Source organism: Paenibacillus marinisediminis (assembly GCF_054343325.1).
In genome coordinates, this window is the sequence record NZ_JBTGUH010000007.1 from 116752 (window position 1) to 131486 (window position 14735).

At 46.5% G+C, this 14735-nt stretch carries 14 protein-coding genes; 8 read left to right on the forward strand and 6 right to left on the reverse strand.

Going from position 1 to position 14735, the window contains the following annotated elements:
* Positions 1-2: 2 nt before the first annotated feature.
* On the reverse strand, positions 3-716 hold the full coding sequence (gene deoD / locus ACXX53_RS16280; protein WP_458569720.1) for a purine-nucleoside phosphorylase: 714 nt from the start codon (positions 714-716) through the stop codon (positions 3-5).
* 271 nt (positions 717-987) lie between these two features.
* Positions 988-1737 carry a Crp/Fnr family transcriptional regulator gene (locus tag ACXX53_RS16285; protein WP_458569721.1) on the reverse strand — a complete coding sequence of 250 codons (750 nt, stop codon included), beginning with the start codon at positions 1735-1737 and terminating at the stop codon, positions 988-990.
* Positions 1738-1996: 259 nt separating this feature from the next.
* Here ACXX53_RS16285 and ACXX53_RS16290 point away from each other — a divergent pair, with 259 nt between their 5' ends.
* The 6 genes from ACXX53_RS16290 to ACXX53_RS16315 all read left to right on the forward strand — a co-directional run bounded on the left by ACXX53_RS16290 (position 1997) and on the right by ACXX53_RS16315 (position 8069).
* Positions 1997-3013, forward strand: coding sequence for a BMP family lipoprotein (locus ACXX53_RS16290; protein WP_458569722.1), 1017 nt, complete (start codon positions 1997-1999; stop codon positions 3011-3013).
* Positions 3014-3115: 102 nt separating this feature from the next.
* Positions 3116-4654 (forward strand): ABC transporter ATP-binding protein, encoded by a 1539-nt coding sequence (locus ACXX53_RS16295; RefSeq protein WP_458569723.1) that lies wholly within the window; start codon positions 3116-3118, stop codon positions 4652-4654.
* The gene (locus tag ACXX53_RS16300) at positions 4647-5756 is read left to right on the forward strand and encodes an ABC transporter permease (protein WP_458569724.1); all 1110 of its coding nucleotides are present in this window, start codon (positions 4647-4649) and stop codon (positions 5754-5756) included. The genes ACXX53_RS16295 and ACXX53_RS16300 overlap by 8 nt, the downstream gene beginning before the upstream one ends.
* Positions 5731-6696, forward strand: a complete 966-nt coding sequence (locus ACXX53_RS16305; RefSeq protein WP_458569725.1) for an ABC transporter permease — start codon at positions 5731-5733, stop codon at positions 6694-6696. Before ACXX53_RS16300 ends, ACXX53_RS16305 begins: the two co-directional genes overlap by 26 nt.
* 257 nt (positions 6697-6953) lie before the next feature.
* Positions 6954-7448 carry a signal peptidase I gene (lepB, locus tag ACXX53_RS16310; RefSeq protein ID WP_458569726.1) on the forward strand — a complete coding sequence of 165 codons (495 nt, stop codon included), beginning with the start codon at positions 6954-6956 and terminating at the stop codon, positions 7446-7448.
* A gap of 27 nt (positions 7449-7475) precedes the next feature.
* Positions 7476-8069, forward strand: coding sequence for a GNAT family N-acetyltransferase (locus ACXX53_RS16315; RefSeq protein ID WP_458569727.1), 594 nt, complete (start codon positions 7476-7478; stop codon positions 8067-8069).
* A 91-nt stretch (positions 8070-8160) separates the two neighbouring features.
* On the opposite strand, the gene ACXX53_RS16320 is transcribed toward ACXX53_RS16315, so the two are convergent.
* The gene (locus ACXX53_RS16320; protein WP_458569728.1) at positions 8161-9021 is read right to left on the reverse strand and encodes a DegV family protein; all 861 of its coding nucleotides are present in this window, start codon (positions 9019-9021) and stop codon (positions 8161-8163) included.
* Positions 9022-9209: 188 nt separating this feature from the next.
* Positions 9210-10193, reverse strand: coding sequence for a peptide-methionine (S)-S-oxide reductase MsrA (msrA, locus tag ACXX53_RS16325; protein ID WP_458569729.1), 984 nt, complete (start codon positions 10191-10193; stop codon positions 9210-9212).
* 360 nt (positions 10194-10553) lie between these two features.
* Here msrA and ACXX53_RS16330 point away from each other — a divergent pair, with 360 nt between their 5' ends.
* Together ACXX53_RS16330 and ACXX53_RS16335 are read left to right on the forward strand one after the other, a co-directional pair.
* A complete protein-coding gene (locus tag ACXX53_RS16330) occupies positions 10554-11243 on the forward strand; it encodes a TerC family protein (protein WP_458569730.1) in 690 nt (229 codons plus the stop codon).
* 276 nt (positions 11244-11519) lie between these two features.
* Positions 11520-12407 (forward strand): AraC family transcriptional regulator, encoded by an 888-nt coding sequence (locus ACXX53_RS16335; RefSeq protein ID WP_458569731.1) that lies wholly within the window; start codon positions 11520-11522, stop codon positions 12405-12407.
* A gap of 113 nt (positions 12408-12520) precedes the next feature.
* On the opposite strand, the gene nhaC is transcribed toward ACXX53_RS16335, so the two are convergent.
* Both nhaC and ACXX53_RS16345 read right to left on the reverse strand, forming a co-directional pair.
* Positions 12521-13942 (reverse strand): Na+/H+ antiporter NhaC, encoded by a 1422-nt coding sequence (nhaC, locus tag ACXX53_RS16340; protein WP_458569732.1) that lies wholly within the window; start codon positions 13940-13942, stop codon positions 12521-12523.
* A 301-nt stretch (positions 13943-14243) separates the two neighbouring features.
* Entirely contained in the window at positions 14244-14705 is a 462-nt protein-coding gene (locus ACXX53_RS16345; RefSeq protein ID WP_458569733.1) for a RidA family protein, read from the reverse strand.
* Between the last annotated feature and the right edge of the window lie 30 nt (positions 14706-14735).

Consider the following 14735-nt stretch of genomic DNA (forward strand, 5'->3'; position numbering starts at 1 on the left):
TATTAAGCTTGCTTAGCTATTGCAGTATCAAGCGCCAATTCAATCATCTGATTGAAGCTGGTTTGGCGTTCTTGAGGCGTAGTTTCTTCTCCAGTGAGAATGTGATCGCTTACCGTGAAGAGCCCCAATGCTTTCGCCTTATACTTTGCCGCTAGAATATATAATGCTGCAGTCTCCATCTCAACAGCCATTACCCCGTAATCGCCGAGTCTCTTCGTCCATTCCGGGTGTTCGGAATAGAAATGATCGGATGAATGAACGTTTCCGACACGCACCTTGATGCCTCGTTCTTGCGAGATCGTGTAGGCTTGATGCAAGAGCCCGAAGTCGGAGATCGGAGCGAAAGCAACGCCTGGGAAGAAGTGCTCTACTATAGAAGAATCTGTCGTGACGCCTTGCGCCATCAGCACATCTCTTATCTTTACATCTTCTTGAATGGCTCCGCAGGTGCCTACTCGGATCAAGGTCTTGCAGCCATAATCCTTCATCAGCTCAGAAGCATAGATGGAGAAGGACGGTATTCCCATACCAGAACCTTGAACGGATATACGATGCCCTTTATACATACCTGTAAATCCAAACATATTGCGGACTTTGTTATAGCATTCAACCTGCTCTAGGAACGTTTCAGCGATATGCTTGGCGCGCAATGGATCTCCTGGAAGTAATACCGCCTCAGCAATATCACCATGACGGGCTTCAATATGGATACTCATCAAAATCCTCCATTTCATATTTCTAGTTGTAAAGACCATTTAACTTGCATGACCATATTCTTACTCAAGATCGTGTGAATAATTCGAGGTTAACATGAATCATTCTACAAATTCTGTAATGAAAGCGGATCCAAAAATGTGAATTTCATTACAAAAAAAAGGTAGGGGTCATTACTGCAAAGGAAATGTCCCGCATATACAATAGAGCTAATAACGTTTAATTAAACGCCATAACCGGATAATAATCGCCGGCAGCTAACACAATTTTTCGTTACGATTGCACAGGAAAAATGTGCTGGTCAACTTCTTCGCCGCGCCATTTGCGCTGGTGAGATTGGATGATGCTTGCCTCGCACAGCTTCATGAGGCGATCAAGATCGACAATATATATCGTTTTTTGCTTCATATGAATGAGTCCTTCATCCTGGAATTCCTTCATTACTTTAGACAGTGATTCACGAGTAACACCGATCATGTTCGCAAGAATATGGTGCGTTAATCTATACCGGATATACAGTTGGCCTTCTTCCTCGACTCCCATATTAAAGTAGAGGTCTACAAGCAGGTTAGCTGCTTTGCGTCTAACATCCATACTGGATAAATAAACGACCTTGCGATTAAGGACGCGAAGATGGTCTACTAGCTGCGAATACGCTCGTCTAAGAACAGAAGGATAGCGTTCCGATACACTCAAGAACTCATCTTTCGTGAGCATCCAGGAGTGGACAGTTTCCATAGCTTCAACAGAAGCGATGCGAGAATGACTAGGGTATAGCGCTTCGAATTCTCCAACTGTTTCACCTGGGAAGAAGAAGTTGAATATGATTTCTTTCTCATCCTGTAAACTGAACACTTTAACTGAACCGGACCGGATAATATATACATCTCTATTCGTATCTTCCTCATAAATGAGGGTATGGTTCTTGTTGAATTGTCTTGGCTTTAGCTTAGGAGCGAGCTCCTGCAAAGCTTGGTCCGGCAACTCTTGAAATAAGTACACCTGACGTAGATCCGTTATCATGAGCACCATCCTCATTTGTTAATAGCAATAGAAGTAATACATCTCTCATTATACATGATAATCCGGGCTTATTGAACCTATGGTCAATCTTAGGTGAAACCTAACGAGACCCCGTTGACTTGATTAAGGAGGTGAGCGCTGCATTTTCTGCAGATGGTCAAATATTCTGGAAACACTGCAGTCGCACTGGATTGGGAACGGTTACATGTTGATTCGTTTGGGGTAATGAAGACTAGTAAATCATAAGGGGGAAACAAGAATGAAAGGTTCAAAGAAAAAAATGTTATTGCTGACGTTGATCAGCGTATTGATGCTGTCTACAGTGCTCGCAGGCTGCGGATCGAAGAATAGCAGCGGTAAGCAAAGCGATCTGAAGGTAGGCTTGGTTACAGACCTTGGAAGTGTCAATGACAAGTCCTTCAACCAAAGCGCATGGGAAGGGCTGCAGCAGTTAGAGAAGGATACGGGCATTAAGGTTAAGTATGTGGAACCTAAGAAAGACAGCGAGCTTGTTCCGAGCTTAAACAAATTCGTTAAGGATAAATACGATCTGACTTGGGCGACAGGTATGACAATGATGGATCCTGTAGCTGAAGTTTCCGCTCAGAATCCGGACAGTAAAATGGCCATCGTAGATGCTGAAGTTAAGGGGCCTAACGTGGCTTCGATCTTATTCCAAGAGCATGAAGGTTCCTTCTTGGTAGGTGTTATCGCTGGTTCTATGACGAAGACGAATACGATCGGCTTTGTAGGCGGTATGGAACTGCCGGTTATCAAGCGTTTTGAAGCAGGCTTCAAAGCTGGCGTTCAAGCTGTAAATCCTAATGCAAAAGTAGATGCAATCTATGTTGGCGATTTCAACAGCGTTGACAAAGGTAAAAATGCTGCAAACACACTGTATAACAAAAAAGCAGACATCGTCTTCCATGCAGCGGGCCAAGCAGGAAACGGCGTATTTACTGAAGCTAAAGAGCGCAAGAAGAACGGCGAAGATGTATGGGTTATCGGTGTAGATATGGACCAGTCGTTGACACATGGTGACGACATTACATTGACATCCATGGTTAAGCGCGTAGACGAAGCCGTATTGCAGGTATCCAAGATGATGCAAGATGGTAAGTTCCCAGGAGGACAAACATTGTATTTCGGTCTGAAGGAAAAGGGAGTAGACATCGCTCCAACTTCCTCTAAGAACGTTCCAGAGGATGTTCTGAAGAAAGTGGAAGAGTATCGTGAGAAGATCATCTCCGGTGAAATCAAAGTACCTACTGAATAATTAGGTTAAGCAACTCGACGATTGGATCGACAAGTTGGCATATTAAGGCATGAGGGCTGTCTCATAGGTTTGAGACAGCCCCTGTTGTAAGGGGGAATTCTCATGGCAGAACAGCAGGAAGTAGTATTAGAACTGAAGGGACTTACCAAAAGGTTTCCAGGTGTGCTGGCTAGCGATCATATCGATTTGAAGCTGCATAAAGGTGAGATACTGGCGCTGCTCGGCGAGAACGGAGCAGGGAAGTCCACCTTGATGAATATGGTATTCGGCTTGTATAAGCCGGATGAAGGCGAAATATGGGTTAATGGCAAGCAAGTTGCGATGGATACGCCGAGTAAAGCGATTGAGCTGGGTATAGGAATGGTGCATCAGCACTTTAAATTGGTACAAACCTTCACTATTACCGAGAATATCATGCTTGGAATGGAAGAGAAGCGCGGGCTTAGTCTTGATAAGAAGACGGCTGCCAAGCGAATTAAGGAGCTGTCAGATGCTTATAAGCTTAATCTGGAGCCCAATGCTAGAATAGATTCGATCTCTGTAGGCATGCAGCAACGAGTCGAAATCATGAAGATCTTATACCGCGGCGCGGACATCCTCATATTCGATGAACCGACAGCCGTATTAACTCCGCAAGAAATTACAGAGTTGCTCGGCATACTGCGCAAATTAGCGAGTGAAGGTAAGTCGATCATTCTCATTACTCATAAGCTGAAAGAAATCATGGAGGCGGCTGACCGTTGTACCGTTATCCGAAGAGGCAAGGTTATCGATACGTTGACGGTTGCTGAAGCGTCCCCACAGCAGCTTGCTGAGCGGATGGTTGGACATGACGTGAAGCTGAAGGTGGATAAGAGCGAAGCTCATCCTGGCGAAGTGATGCTCGAGGTAAAAGGGATTAGCGCGCCAGATGATTCAGGTTATCAGAAGCTGAACAATCTATCATTTCATGTGAAGGCCGGGGAGATCGTCGGCATCGCGGGAGTCGACGGCAACGGCCAGTCGGAGCTCGTTGAAGCGATCAGCGGGATGCGGAAGATCAATCAGGGCTCTATCCTCCTTAACGGTAAGCAGATAAACAATAAGGGGCCGCGCGAAGTATCGGAGAGCGGTGTCGGCCATATTCCGCAGGATCGCCACAAGCACGGATTAGTGCTGGATTTCACCCTAAGTGAGAATGGTGTACTGAAATCGTATTTCAAGTCTCCATGGAGCCGCAAGGGTATCCTGAATCATGATGCGATTCGTAAAGAAATGGATCGATATATCGAAGAGTACGACATTCGAACTCCTGGCAGTGAAGTGACAGCTGGCTCATTATCCGGCGGTAATCAGCAGAAGGTCATTATCGCTCGCGAGATCGAGAGTATGCCGCAGCTGCTGATAGCGGCTCAACCGACACGCGGCTTGGACGTAGGGGCTATATCATTCGTGCATAAACAGCTGATTGCAGAGCGCGATGCTGGCAAGGCCGTTCTGCTAGTATCGTTTGAGCTTGAAGAAATCATGAACGTTGCGGATCGTATCATCGTCTTGTTTAACGGGCAAGTCGTTGGGGAGACGACGCCGCAGAAGACGAATGAGCAAGAGCTTGGACTTATGATGGCTGGCAAGCAAGTAGGGGGTGCTGCGCATGTCTAAACAACAGACTTTGCTGTCACGCTTAGCGAAAGAATCTGTATGGATATCATTACTTTCGATCTTGATAGGTCTGCTCATAGGGGCAGTTATCATGCTGATAGGGGGCTATAACCCGTTATTAGCTTACTATTCCTTGTTTGATACGGTTGTAGGTAACCTATATGATTTCGGGGAAACGCTGCGAACCATCGTCCCATTGATCATGACTGGCTTAGCAGTTGCAATCGCGTTCCGTACAGGGATGTTTAATATCGGGGTAGAAGGCCAGATCGTAATGGGCTCCCTCGGTGCACTGCTTGTAGGTTACTTCGTAGATCTTCCGCCAGTACTGCACGGAATTGTAGCTATCATCGTAGGTACTATTGCAGGGGGCATATGGGGTTGGCTGGTTGCCTGGCTCAAGACGAGCCGCGGCATCAATGAAGTTATTACTTGTATCATGTTGAACTGGACCGCACTGTATATCAGTCATATCGTGATTCGCGTCTTCATGGAGGAATCTGGCACACAGCGTTCGAAGTTGATCCAGGATTCTGCAAGCATCGATATACCATGGCTCATTAATCTAATGGACGGCGCACGTATTCACTGGGGCTTCCTGCTGGCTATTCTGGCATTGATCTTCTATGCCTACTTCATGAATAAGACCACATGGGGATACGAATTCCGCGCTGTAGGATCTAATCCGCATGCAGCGCATTATGCAGGTATTAAAGTAAATACAGTCATTAAGCGCTCCTTCTTTATCTCCGGTATGCTCGGCGGTATGGTCGGAACATTCGAGATTCTGGGCGTATTCAAGTACATGGCTATTTCACCAGCTACTTCGGGACTCGGTTTCGATGGTATCGCCGTTTCCTTGCTGGGGATGAATACGGCAATTGGCATATTGCTCGCGGCAACATTGTTCGGCGTATTAATGTACGGCGCAACGGGAATGAGCTTCGGTGCAGATGTACCAGGTGAAGTTATTCGGATGGTTATTTCCATCATCATTTTCTTCTCAGCAGCTCCAGGCATTATCCGAATGCTGTTGAACTTCCGTTCTCGCAAATCGCGAAAGGAGGTGAGCTCGGATGGAAACAATAGCATTTCTGCTTAATGGTTCGTTAGCGTTTGCAACTGCGTTAATATTCGCCGCGCTCGGTGGATTGATAACAGAGCGTGCAGGTGTTATTAACTTAGGGCTCGAAGGCTTCATGATATCAGGTGCATTCGCGGCTGGGGTTGCCGCTCATTATGCAGAGTCATCCGGATTGTTTGAATCAATTCCATGGATAACGCCATGGATTGGATTTATTGCAGCACCGATCTTTACATTGCTGTTCGCCTTGTTGCATGCAGTTGCATCCGTTACATTCAAGGCTAATCAGGTTGTCAGCGGGGTCGTCATCAACATGCTGGCGCTCAACTCCACCTTCTTCTTGGTGAAGCTGCTGTTTGATGGTGCGGCTGATACGCCGATGTTAATGACTAAGATCGATAAATGGAACGTGCCATTCTTGTCGGATATTCCATTCATAGGAACGGTATTCTTCAAGGCTTATCCCGTGACTTATATCGCGCTTGCAATGTGTGGTATAGGATATTACATCATGTTCCGTACACCAATCGGGCTGCGGCTTCGCGCGGTGGGTGAGCATCCAGGCGCTGCGGATACAGCAGGTATCCGAGTAAACCGGATGCGGTTCTGGGCAGTATTAGTCGGGGGTATGGTAGCTTCTCTCGGCGGTGCTACGATTACGCTGACCGTACAGAGCTTCTTCTCCTACCATACAATATCAGGTCAAGGGTTTATTGCGATTGCAGCGGTTATCTTCGGCCGCTGGCATCCGATTGGTGCGATGGGAGCGGCATTGTTTTTCGGATTTGCGCAAGCACTTCGAGACCAGATGCAGTTATTCGATTTCGCGCAGAGTATCCCGACAGAAGTGTTCTACCTGCTTCCTTATGTAGCGACTTTGGTCGTATTGATCTTTACGTCTAAGCGCTCGCATTCACCAGCTGCGCTCGGAACTCCGTATGAGGCAGGCAAACGCTAGTTTGAATAAACAATAGCATATAGCATTTCTAGTAGGCCAAGTTCATGATCATGTGTTTATGAACTTGGCCTTTTTGCCGAATGTAGAAGATTATTACACAGTTCAGTATAATACTATATATTCCCTTCTTTTTCATAGGGATTCGTATTTCAGCTGGCTCGATTGCTATAGTAGGTTTAAGAGTGCTGGCTATCGCTTTATCTAGCAGGTACTAGATTTGCTAGCTATTATTATTCCAAGGCGAAAGGACGAAACGAATGAACTGGAAAGCAATTCGACAATATGCGCTAATTATCATGTTAGGGGTTGGCATTAGTTTTCTGATTCAGGAGGTCGCATATGCGCAAATCGTAGTGAATCAGAAATCGATGCAGCATACATATGACCCGGGTGATCGCCTATTGGAGAATAAGTGGATCTATCACTTGGAGTCCCCTCAGAAAGGCGAGGTCGTCATTCTACACGAGCCAGAGACGGGCCGAAGGCTAATTAAGCGTGTAATCGCTACCGCTGGCGATACGATTGATATGAGAGATGGTCATTTAATCGTGAACGGCGTTGTACAGGACGAGCCTTATGTATGGGGGGAAACCTATCCCAACGGCATGACACTGCCTTATACTGTACCTGATCAAGAACTGTTCGTCATTGGCGACAATCGTGAGATAAGCAAAGACAGCCGCGCTTTCGGATCCGTACCCTTATCGTCTGTCGAAGGAAAGGTTGTAGCTAAGCTTTGGCCGTTGTTCTGATTTTAAGATAAGGGAGGTAGGCAGATCATGCCCCACTGGATTGGTAATCGAATAAGATTAAGAGAGTATCGTATGGACGACTTGAAGCATATTCGAAAATGGGTGAATGACGGTGAAGTTACAGCAGGGCTGCATGATATGTTCCTGCGACCGCATGCTGAGAAGACGACAGAAGCATTCATTCAGGATATGATGTCATCTAATCCGAATCTGCAAGCGTATATTATCGCGGATCGGGAAACCGAGGCCTACATAGGACAGATCGATATGTCGGTGGATTGGAAGAATCGCACAGGGACAATCGGCATTTCGATTGGAGTTAAGGATCAACAGGGAAAGGGAATCGGTGAAGAGGCGATTCGTTTGTTAATGGCAGTAGCGTATGAGCAACTTGGTCTTCATCGCATTCAATTAGACGTCTACAGCTATAATGAACGCGCATACCGCTGCTATAAGCGATGTGGATTTATAGAGGAAGGCCGCATGCGGGAAAGACTATACCGAAACGGTCAACGGCATGACATCGTGAGCATGGGTATTCTCAAGCGTGAATATGATCAAGATGCAAAGAATGATCCCTACAAGCAGGCCGTCAAATGGCAAGGTCCTGAACAGGGCTAAGGAATTGCAGCTATCGACAACATAGAGGCGCAGCATCCATAACCATGTTGAGACATGGGGCGGATACTGCGCCTTATGTATCTTTCGTCAATTATGAGCTTTTCTTCGTGAACACAATACCAATCGTATTCGAACCACAATGACTGGAGATGACACAGCCTGCATCAGACATATATACGTGCTTGGCGCCTGTATGAAGCTCCAACTGCTCCTTCAGATACTTCGCGTCTGTATCGGAGAAAGAGTGCGTGACGAATATCGTATCGTTATCCATCTGATCCTTCAATTGCAATGCGTTGTTCAGCAGCTGCTCCAGCGCTTTCTCACGTTTGCCGCGAATCTTGTTCGTCGGTGTCATCTTGCCGTCGATGACTTTAATAACGGGGCGTATGCGCAGCAATGTGCCAAGTAGATTCTGCAAACCGCTGCAGCGGCCGCCTTTGTACAAGTAATCTAATGTATCGATGATAAACTCAGTTTCAACATGTTCGCGCAATTCTTCAATATGCGCTTTAATGTCGTCTACAGAGTGACCTTCTTTAGCCATTTTTACCGCGCGCAGCACGAGCAGTCCGATACCAGTCGACAGATTCAAGGAGTCAATCACCGTAATCTTGCCAGGTTCGTCTTCCAGCATCTGCGATGCGATACATGCATTCTGAATCGTTGACGAGAGATGGGATGACAGCCCAATGTAAATGATATCATCTCCATTAGATACTACGGGATTGAATAGGTTCATAAAATCTGAAGGTGAAGGAGAAGCTGTCTTAGGAAGCGATCCGCACTGCTCAACCTGCTCATATAATTTAGCTGGACTCATATCCACGCCATCCTTGTATGCTGTATCACCAAATGTTACATATAAAGGTACAATGCCAATATCATATTGTTCAATTAACGATCGGGGCAGATCGCAAGTGCTATCCGAAAATATCTTAATGGATGCCATGTATGTCCCTCCTGATTGCTTACACTTCGAATCCGATGTGTTGTATGCATACCATATCCTATTATACTTGAATTGTGTTCATCAATCACGAGTAAAACTATTCCTAATACTGGCAATTGAGAAGTGGAGTATAGCATACAGCCCTTACAGAAGCGGATACATTTCCGATTGGCTGCAAGGGCTGTCGTTTATTTTTTAGAGTTGAACAAGGACTTGAATTGTCCATAGCCTTCCTTCTCCAGATCTGCTGCTGGAATGAATCGGAGTGCTGCGGAATTTATGCAGTAGCGTAGACCGTTGGGGCCTGGTCCGTCATCAAACACATGTCCAAGATGAGAATCTCCCAATTTACTGCGAACCTCAGTGCGAATCATTCCGTGTGACAGATCCATCTTCTCTTCGACATGGAAGGGAGCTACTGGGTTCGTGAAGCTTGGCCAACCGCAGCCGGAATCGAACTTATCAGTGGAGCTGAACAAGGGTTCACCTGAGACGACATCGACATAAAGTCCAGCTTCCTTGTGATTCCACATTTCATTTTGATACGCGGGCTCGGTGCCGTTCTTCTGCGTTACATGATACTGCATGGGAGTTAAGCGTTCTTTGAGTAGAGCGCGTTCTCCTTCGCTGATTCCCCAATGCTGTTTGATGTATGCATCTCGGCCAGAACCCTTGCGATAACGCTTGTAGTGAGCAGCATTTTTCAAATGATAATTCTGATGGTAATCTTCCGCCTCGAAGAAGGTGCCGGCTGGAACGATCTCAGTCGCGATTGGTTTCGCAAAGCGGCCGCTTGCTTCTAACTTTTGCTTCGAACGCTCAGCAAGCTCGCGCTGCTTCTCGTTGTGGTAGAAGATCGCTGTGCGGTAAGAAGAACCGCGATCGAAGAACTGACCGCCAATATCTGTAGGATCGATCTGCTGCCAGAAGATGTCCAACAGCTTCTCATAAGGGAATATTTCAGGATCATAGGTAATCTGGACGGCTTCTGCATGTCCTGTTGTTTCTGTGCATACTTCCTTATATGTGGGATTTGGCGTTTGTCCACCTGTATATCCGGATACTATTCGTTGAATACCAGGGAGTTGTTCAAAGGGTGTCACCATACACCAGAAACAACCTCCAGCAAAGGTAGCTAGTTCATAGGTTGAGGCCTTATGTGTAGAACTCATGCCTTCTTACCTCCTTCATTGCGTATGAGCCTATATTACCCAATTCAGGCCATTATCTCAACAAAATGGTTTAGAAATTAGAATTTTTTCTCTTGAACTGAAAAAAATAGCATGATATTATAAGAGCATTAAAAAACATGATTATCTCCTTGAAGGGGAGTAGCTATACAGTAAAGTCGTCACTACGGGAATCGCGGGCTGCGATCCTCGGCTTTGCTGGCAACGTAGAACGTTGTTTGCGAGACCTTTGCCCATTGACGGTAGAGGTCTCTTTTTATTTGACCGTTACCTCGTGGGGGTAACGGTATTTTCATGTTAGAGCACTAAAGAATACGAAGAGAATTCGGAGGAGGAGTATGGGTGGAAGTGTTTAGCATTGATTTCTTAACAGCGTTGATGTCGATCGTCCTCATTGATTTAGTGCTTGCAGGGGATAACGCGATAGTTATCGGTCTTGCTGCTCGCAATTTGCCGAAGGCAGATCAGAAGAAGGTTATTATTTGGGGGACAGTTGGAGCCGTAATCATCCGTGCCATCGCAACAATGGCTGTCGTGTGGCTGCTTAAGATTCCCGGCTTGCTTGTTATCGGTGGGCTGTTATTAATCTGGATCGCGATCAAGCTCGTAGCTGAAGATAAAGATCACGATGTCAAAGCTGGCGGCAGCATATGGGCAGCGATTCGAACGATCATTATTGCGGATGCCGCAATGGGGCTTGATAATGTATTGGCTGTAGCAGGCGCGGCACATGGCGATAATCTTCTCGTTATACTAGGTCTTGCTATTTCGGTTCCTGTCGTCGTTTGGGGAAGTACACTCGTACTGAAGCTCATCGAGCGTTTCCCATGGATCATATTGATTGGTTCGGCAGTTTTGGGCTGGACGGCTGCTAAAATGTTTGTAGGCGAGAAGTTTCTGGCACCATTCTTTACAGATCCGATCATCAAGTACGGATTCGAGGCACTTGTTATCGCATTTGTTGTCCTAGTCGGCCTCAGTAAGAAACGCAAGGGTTCTGCGCATGTGAAAGCTGATGCCCATAGCGCGTAGTGCAACGAAATATGGAATTTATAAGTTGAATATTTGATTCTTGCTGTGGGCTTTACCTTGGCGTTCGAACATGAACAACAAGGTAAAGCCCCTTCTTATTGGCGGGATAACAATATCAAAACGATGAATGAAAGCAAAAGGATCTGTGTATACAGCTTATGATGCGGTGCTGTTTCTTGTGCTTAGGAATGGAGTAGTCTTGAGAGCGCAAACAAGATACAATAGAAGCAATACAGAGGCTATAGTATATTCATATTATATTAGGGAGGCCGTCCCGTGTCTGAAACAGCACAGCTCACGATTAATCATTCGCCCAGCAAAGGGGAATTAACGGTATTGTTTGGTGGCCATTCGCAAACCGATGGCGGCCACTCCGTTGGACCCACCATTCTAGATTATGTACTTATACATATAGTTGTTTCCGGAAGCGGTACGTTTACTTCTCGCGGCACCACCTATCATTTACATAAAGGAGACTGCTTCTTTATATTTCCGAGTGAGTTGGTCACATATCGGGCTGACGAGAAAGATCCTTGGTCTTATCTCTGGATTGCCTTTCGTGGAACGTTGGCTGAAAGCTTAATGTCGGACATAGGAGTAGGACCTCATCTTCCCAATATTCATCTTGAACAAGATGATCACGTGACACATCTATTTCGACGTGTTCAGCAGGCGCTTATATGCGGCGGTAAGATGGGGGATCTTGAAGCAGAAGCTCTATTAAGGCTGGCATTGGTTGAAATCAGCAAGTCCAAGCAGCATCATCATGCGATTGGCCATGAAGTGCGCTCCGACTTAGAACGACAAGTAGAAGAGGCTGTACGATACATGACGTTGCGGTACAACACTCCGATTTCGATCGAGCAGCTAGCACAGCAATTTGGTTATCATCGGACTTATTTTTCAAAGATGTTTCATGAGATTATGGGAGAGACACCGATTCAGATGCTGATTCGGCTTCGGATGGAGCGCGCACGCACGCTTCTGATCACGACGAAGCTGCCCGTAGAGCACATAGCATCCTCAGTAGGGTATCTAGATGCATTGTATTTCTCTAAGATGTATAAGCGTTCATATGGCGAGTCGCCCACCGTTTATCGCAAGGAGCATCAGATTCAAGTGCCAATGGCGGTAAACATGAATAAGCCCCATGCTGATGCGTAGCAGGGGCTCTCTTCTTATATAGGTATAAAAAGTCCGCACATCCATTGCATTCGCGTAGGTGTACGGACAGATAAGTCAATATAATGGCTACTACGATGGTAGTACAGTTTCAGCTATTCATTCAGCGTCTTACGTTTCAACCCTGGCAGAAGCGCAAATGCGAACGTACAAAGCGGCGAGATCCAGAGGAAGAAGGCATATGGCGCATAATCCATCACCGTCATCCCAAGCGCGCTTGTCATCATAGCGCCGCTTACTCCCCAAGGGATGAGCGGGTTCACGAGTGTCCCGCAGTCTTCCAATGTTCGTGACAGCGTTAAACGTGGAATGCCGCGACGCTCGTACTCCTGTTCAAACATCTGTCCTGGCAGCAGGATAGACATGTACTGTTCCCCCGTTAAAAAGTTAACTCCGATGGCGCTGATGCCAGTCGACACAACGAGCGTTTCTTTGCGTTTGATCGGTTGAATGATGCGGTTGAACAAGGCTTGAATGACACCGCCGTTCTGCAGAAGGCCGCCGAAGGCAAACGCGATGCCGATTAAGGCGATCGAGCCCATCATCGACATGATGCCCCCGCGATTAACGATGCGTGCTACCGATTCATTGGCGATATCGGCGTTGAAGCCGTACTGCATCACCTGAAGCCAATTCGGGATATCCCAGTTTCCTTGGATAATACCGACGACGAGCAGACCACTGCCGATTCCAATCAGCAATGTAAGCAGAATAGGAACACGGCGTATCGCTGCTATCAGGACGATAGGGAGCGGCAGCAGGGCGATGAGATGAATATGAAATGAGCCGTTCATCGCTTGCTGCATCGCCTCCAACTGCGTCAGATCCGTATTCTCAACATGACCGAAGAATAAGAAGGCTGCACATGTAAGTAGGAAGGCTGGTATCGTCGTTTTCGTCATGTTGCGGATATGATCGTTCATGCGTACTCTTGCTACTGCTGATGCAAAGTTGGTCGTGTCGGACAATGGCGACATCTTATCGCCGAAGCATGCGCCAGAAACGACCGCTCCCGCAACAAGCTGCGTATTAATGCCCATGGAAGCTGCCATCCCAACTAAGGCTACGCCGAATGTGCCGACTGTTGTGATCGAGCTGCCGACGAACATGGATACGATCATCGTCAACAGCATGGCGCTTAACGCAAACCATTGGGGTTGAAACCAATTAGCTCCATATACAAGCAGCGTTGGAACGGTGCCGCTCATCATCCAAACGGCAATCAAGATGCCGATTAATACGAGCAGGATCGCAGGCATCACGGAAGCTTGCAGCCCCTTGATCAAAGAATGCTCGACTTGCTTCCAGGATTGACCGCACAGCATAAGTCCAATACCAGTTGCAACCGTTGCGATTAATAGTGGCAGGTGTGGTTCTGCTTTCCAAACTAGAATGGTTAGCAGAAGCCAGCTCATTACTAGTATGAAAATAATTAAGCTCTGTTTGAATGTAACGGTGTTTGAAATAGATTCCTCTCGAAGCGAGTCTGAGGATGTGTCGTGTTGCTCTGAACTCATTGTTGTTCACCCCTTGAATGATGACATCTGGCAGACTGCTCCTTTATTCGCGATGCCTCATTTTTGTTTGTCTCGTTTACTTTCTCTCTTTTGTGCGTTCTCCCATTTATGCTTACACGCTTTTATGTAATAAAGAAATAGTAAAAAGTTATGTATACTCTACCTATTATTTTTCGATAGGTCAAATAGTAAGTAATTCCATAAATAGCAATCAACAAAGAAAACCCTTCCAACTATTACAGTTGAAAGGGTGCGGCAGGTATGTAGTGCTGAAGGGCTTGCTTCGCAGTGAATTCGACTATTACTCGACCTCTACAATCATCTCAATCTCGACTGGTGTGTGAAATGGTAGATCGCTCGTTCCAATAGCGGAGCGGGCGTGCTTGCCTGCGTCGCCGAACACTTCAATCAGAAAGTCGGAAGCGCCGTTAATGACGTATGGCTGATCTGCAAACCCCAGAGCGCTGTTCACAAATGCCAGCATCTTGACGACCTGCTTCACGCGATCGAGAGAGCCGATTTCCATTTTAATAACAGCAAGCGCATTAATAACACATTGTCGGGCGGCTTCCTGGCCTTGCTCGATCGACAGGTTAGCGCCGACTTTGCCTTCATATATTAATTTTCCATCTACTCGACAATCCATGCCAGAAGTGTAGATGAGTTGCCCTGTTCTGCGAACGGGAAGGTAAGAGAATTTCGGTTCACCAACCTCTGGTAATGTGATACCAAGCTCCTGCAAACGTTGTTCTATTCGACTCATATCCTGTTCGCTCCTTCGCAATAGAATCTT

Coding starts and splice junctions, on each gene's coding strand:
- ACXX53_RS16305 (WP_458569725.1), top strand. CDS start 5,731: ATGGAAACAATAGCATTTCTGCTTAATGGTTCGTTAGCGTTTGCAACT.
- ACXX53_RS16300 (WP_458569724.1), top strand. CDS start 4,647: ATGTCTAAACAACAGACTTTGCTGTCACGCTTAGCGAAAGAATCTGTA.
- nhaC (WP_458569732.1), bottom strand. CDS start 13,942: ATGAGTTCAGAGCAACACGACACATCCTCAGACTCGCTTCGAGAGGAA.
- ACXX53_RS16290 (WP_458569722.1), top strand. CDS start 1,997: ATGAAAGGTTCAAAGAAAAAAATGTTATTGCTGACGTTGATCAGCGTA.
- ACXX53_RS16315 (WP_458569727.1), top strand. CDS start 7,476: ATGCCCCACTGGATTGGTAATCGAATAAGATTAAGAGAGTATCGTATG.
- deoD (WP_458569720.1), bottom strand. CDS start 716: ATGAGTATCCATATTGAAGCCCGTCATGGTGATATTGCTGAGGCGGTA.
- ACXX53_RS16295 (WP_458569723.1), top strand. CDS start 3,116: ATGGCAGAACAGCAGGAAGTAGTATTAGAACTGAAGGGACTTACCAAA.
- msrA (WP_458569729.1), bottom strand. CDS start 10,193: ATGAGTTCTACACATAAGGCCTCAACCTATGAACTAGCTACCTTTGCT.
- ACXX53_RS16320 (WP_458569728.1), bottom strand. CDS start 9,021: ATGGCATCCATTAAGATATTTTCGGATAGCACTTGCGATCTGCCCCGA.
- ACXX53_RS16285 (WP_458569721.1), bottom strand. CDS start 1,737: ATGATAACGGATCTACGTCAGGTGTACTTATTTCAAGAGTTGCCGGAC.
- lepB (WP_458569726.1), top strand. CDS start 6,954: ATGAACTGGAAAGCAATTCGACAATATGCGCTAATTATCATGTTAGGG.
- ACXX53_RS16345 (WP_458569733.1), bottom strand. CDS start 14,705: ATGAGTCGAATAGAACAACGTTTGCAGGAGCTTGGTATCACATTACCA.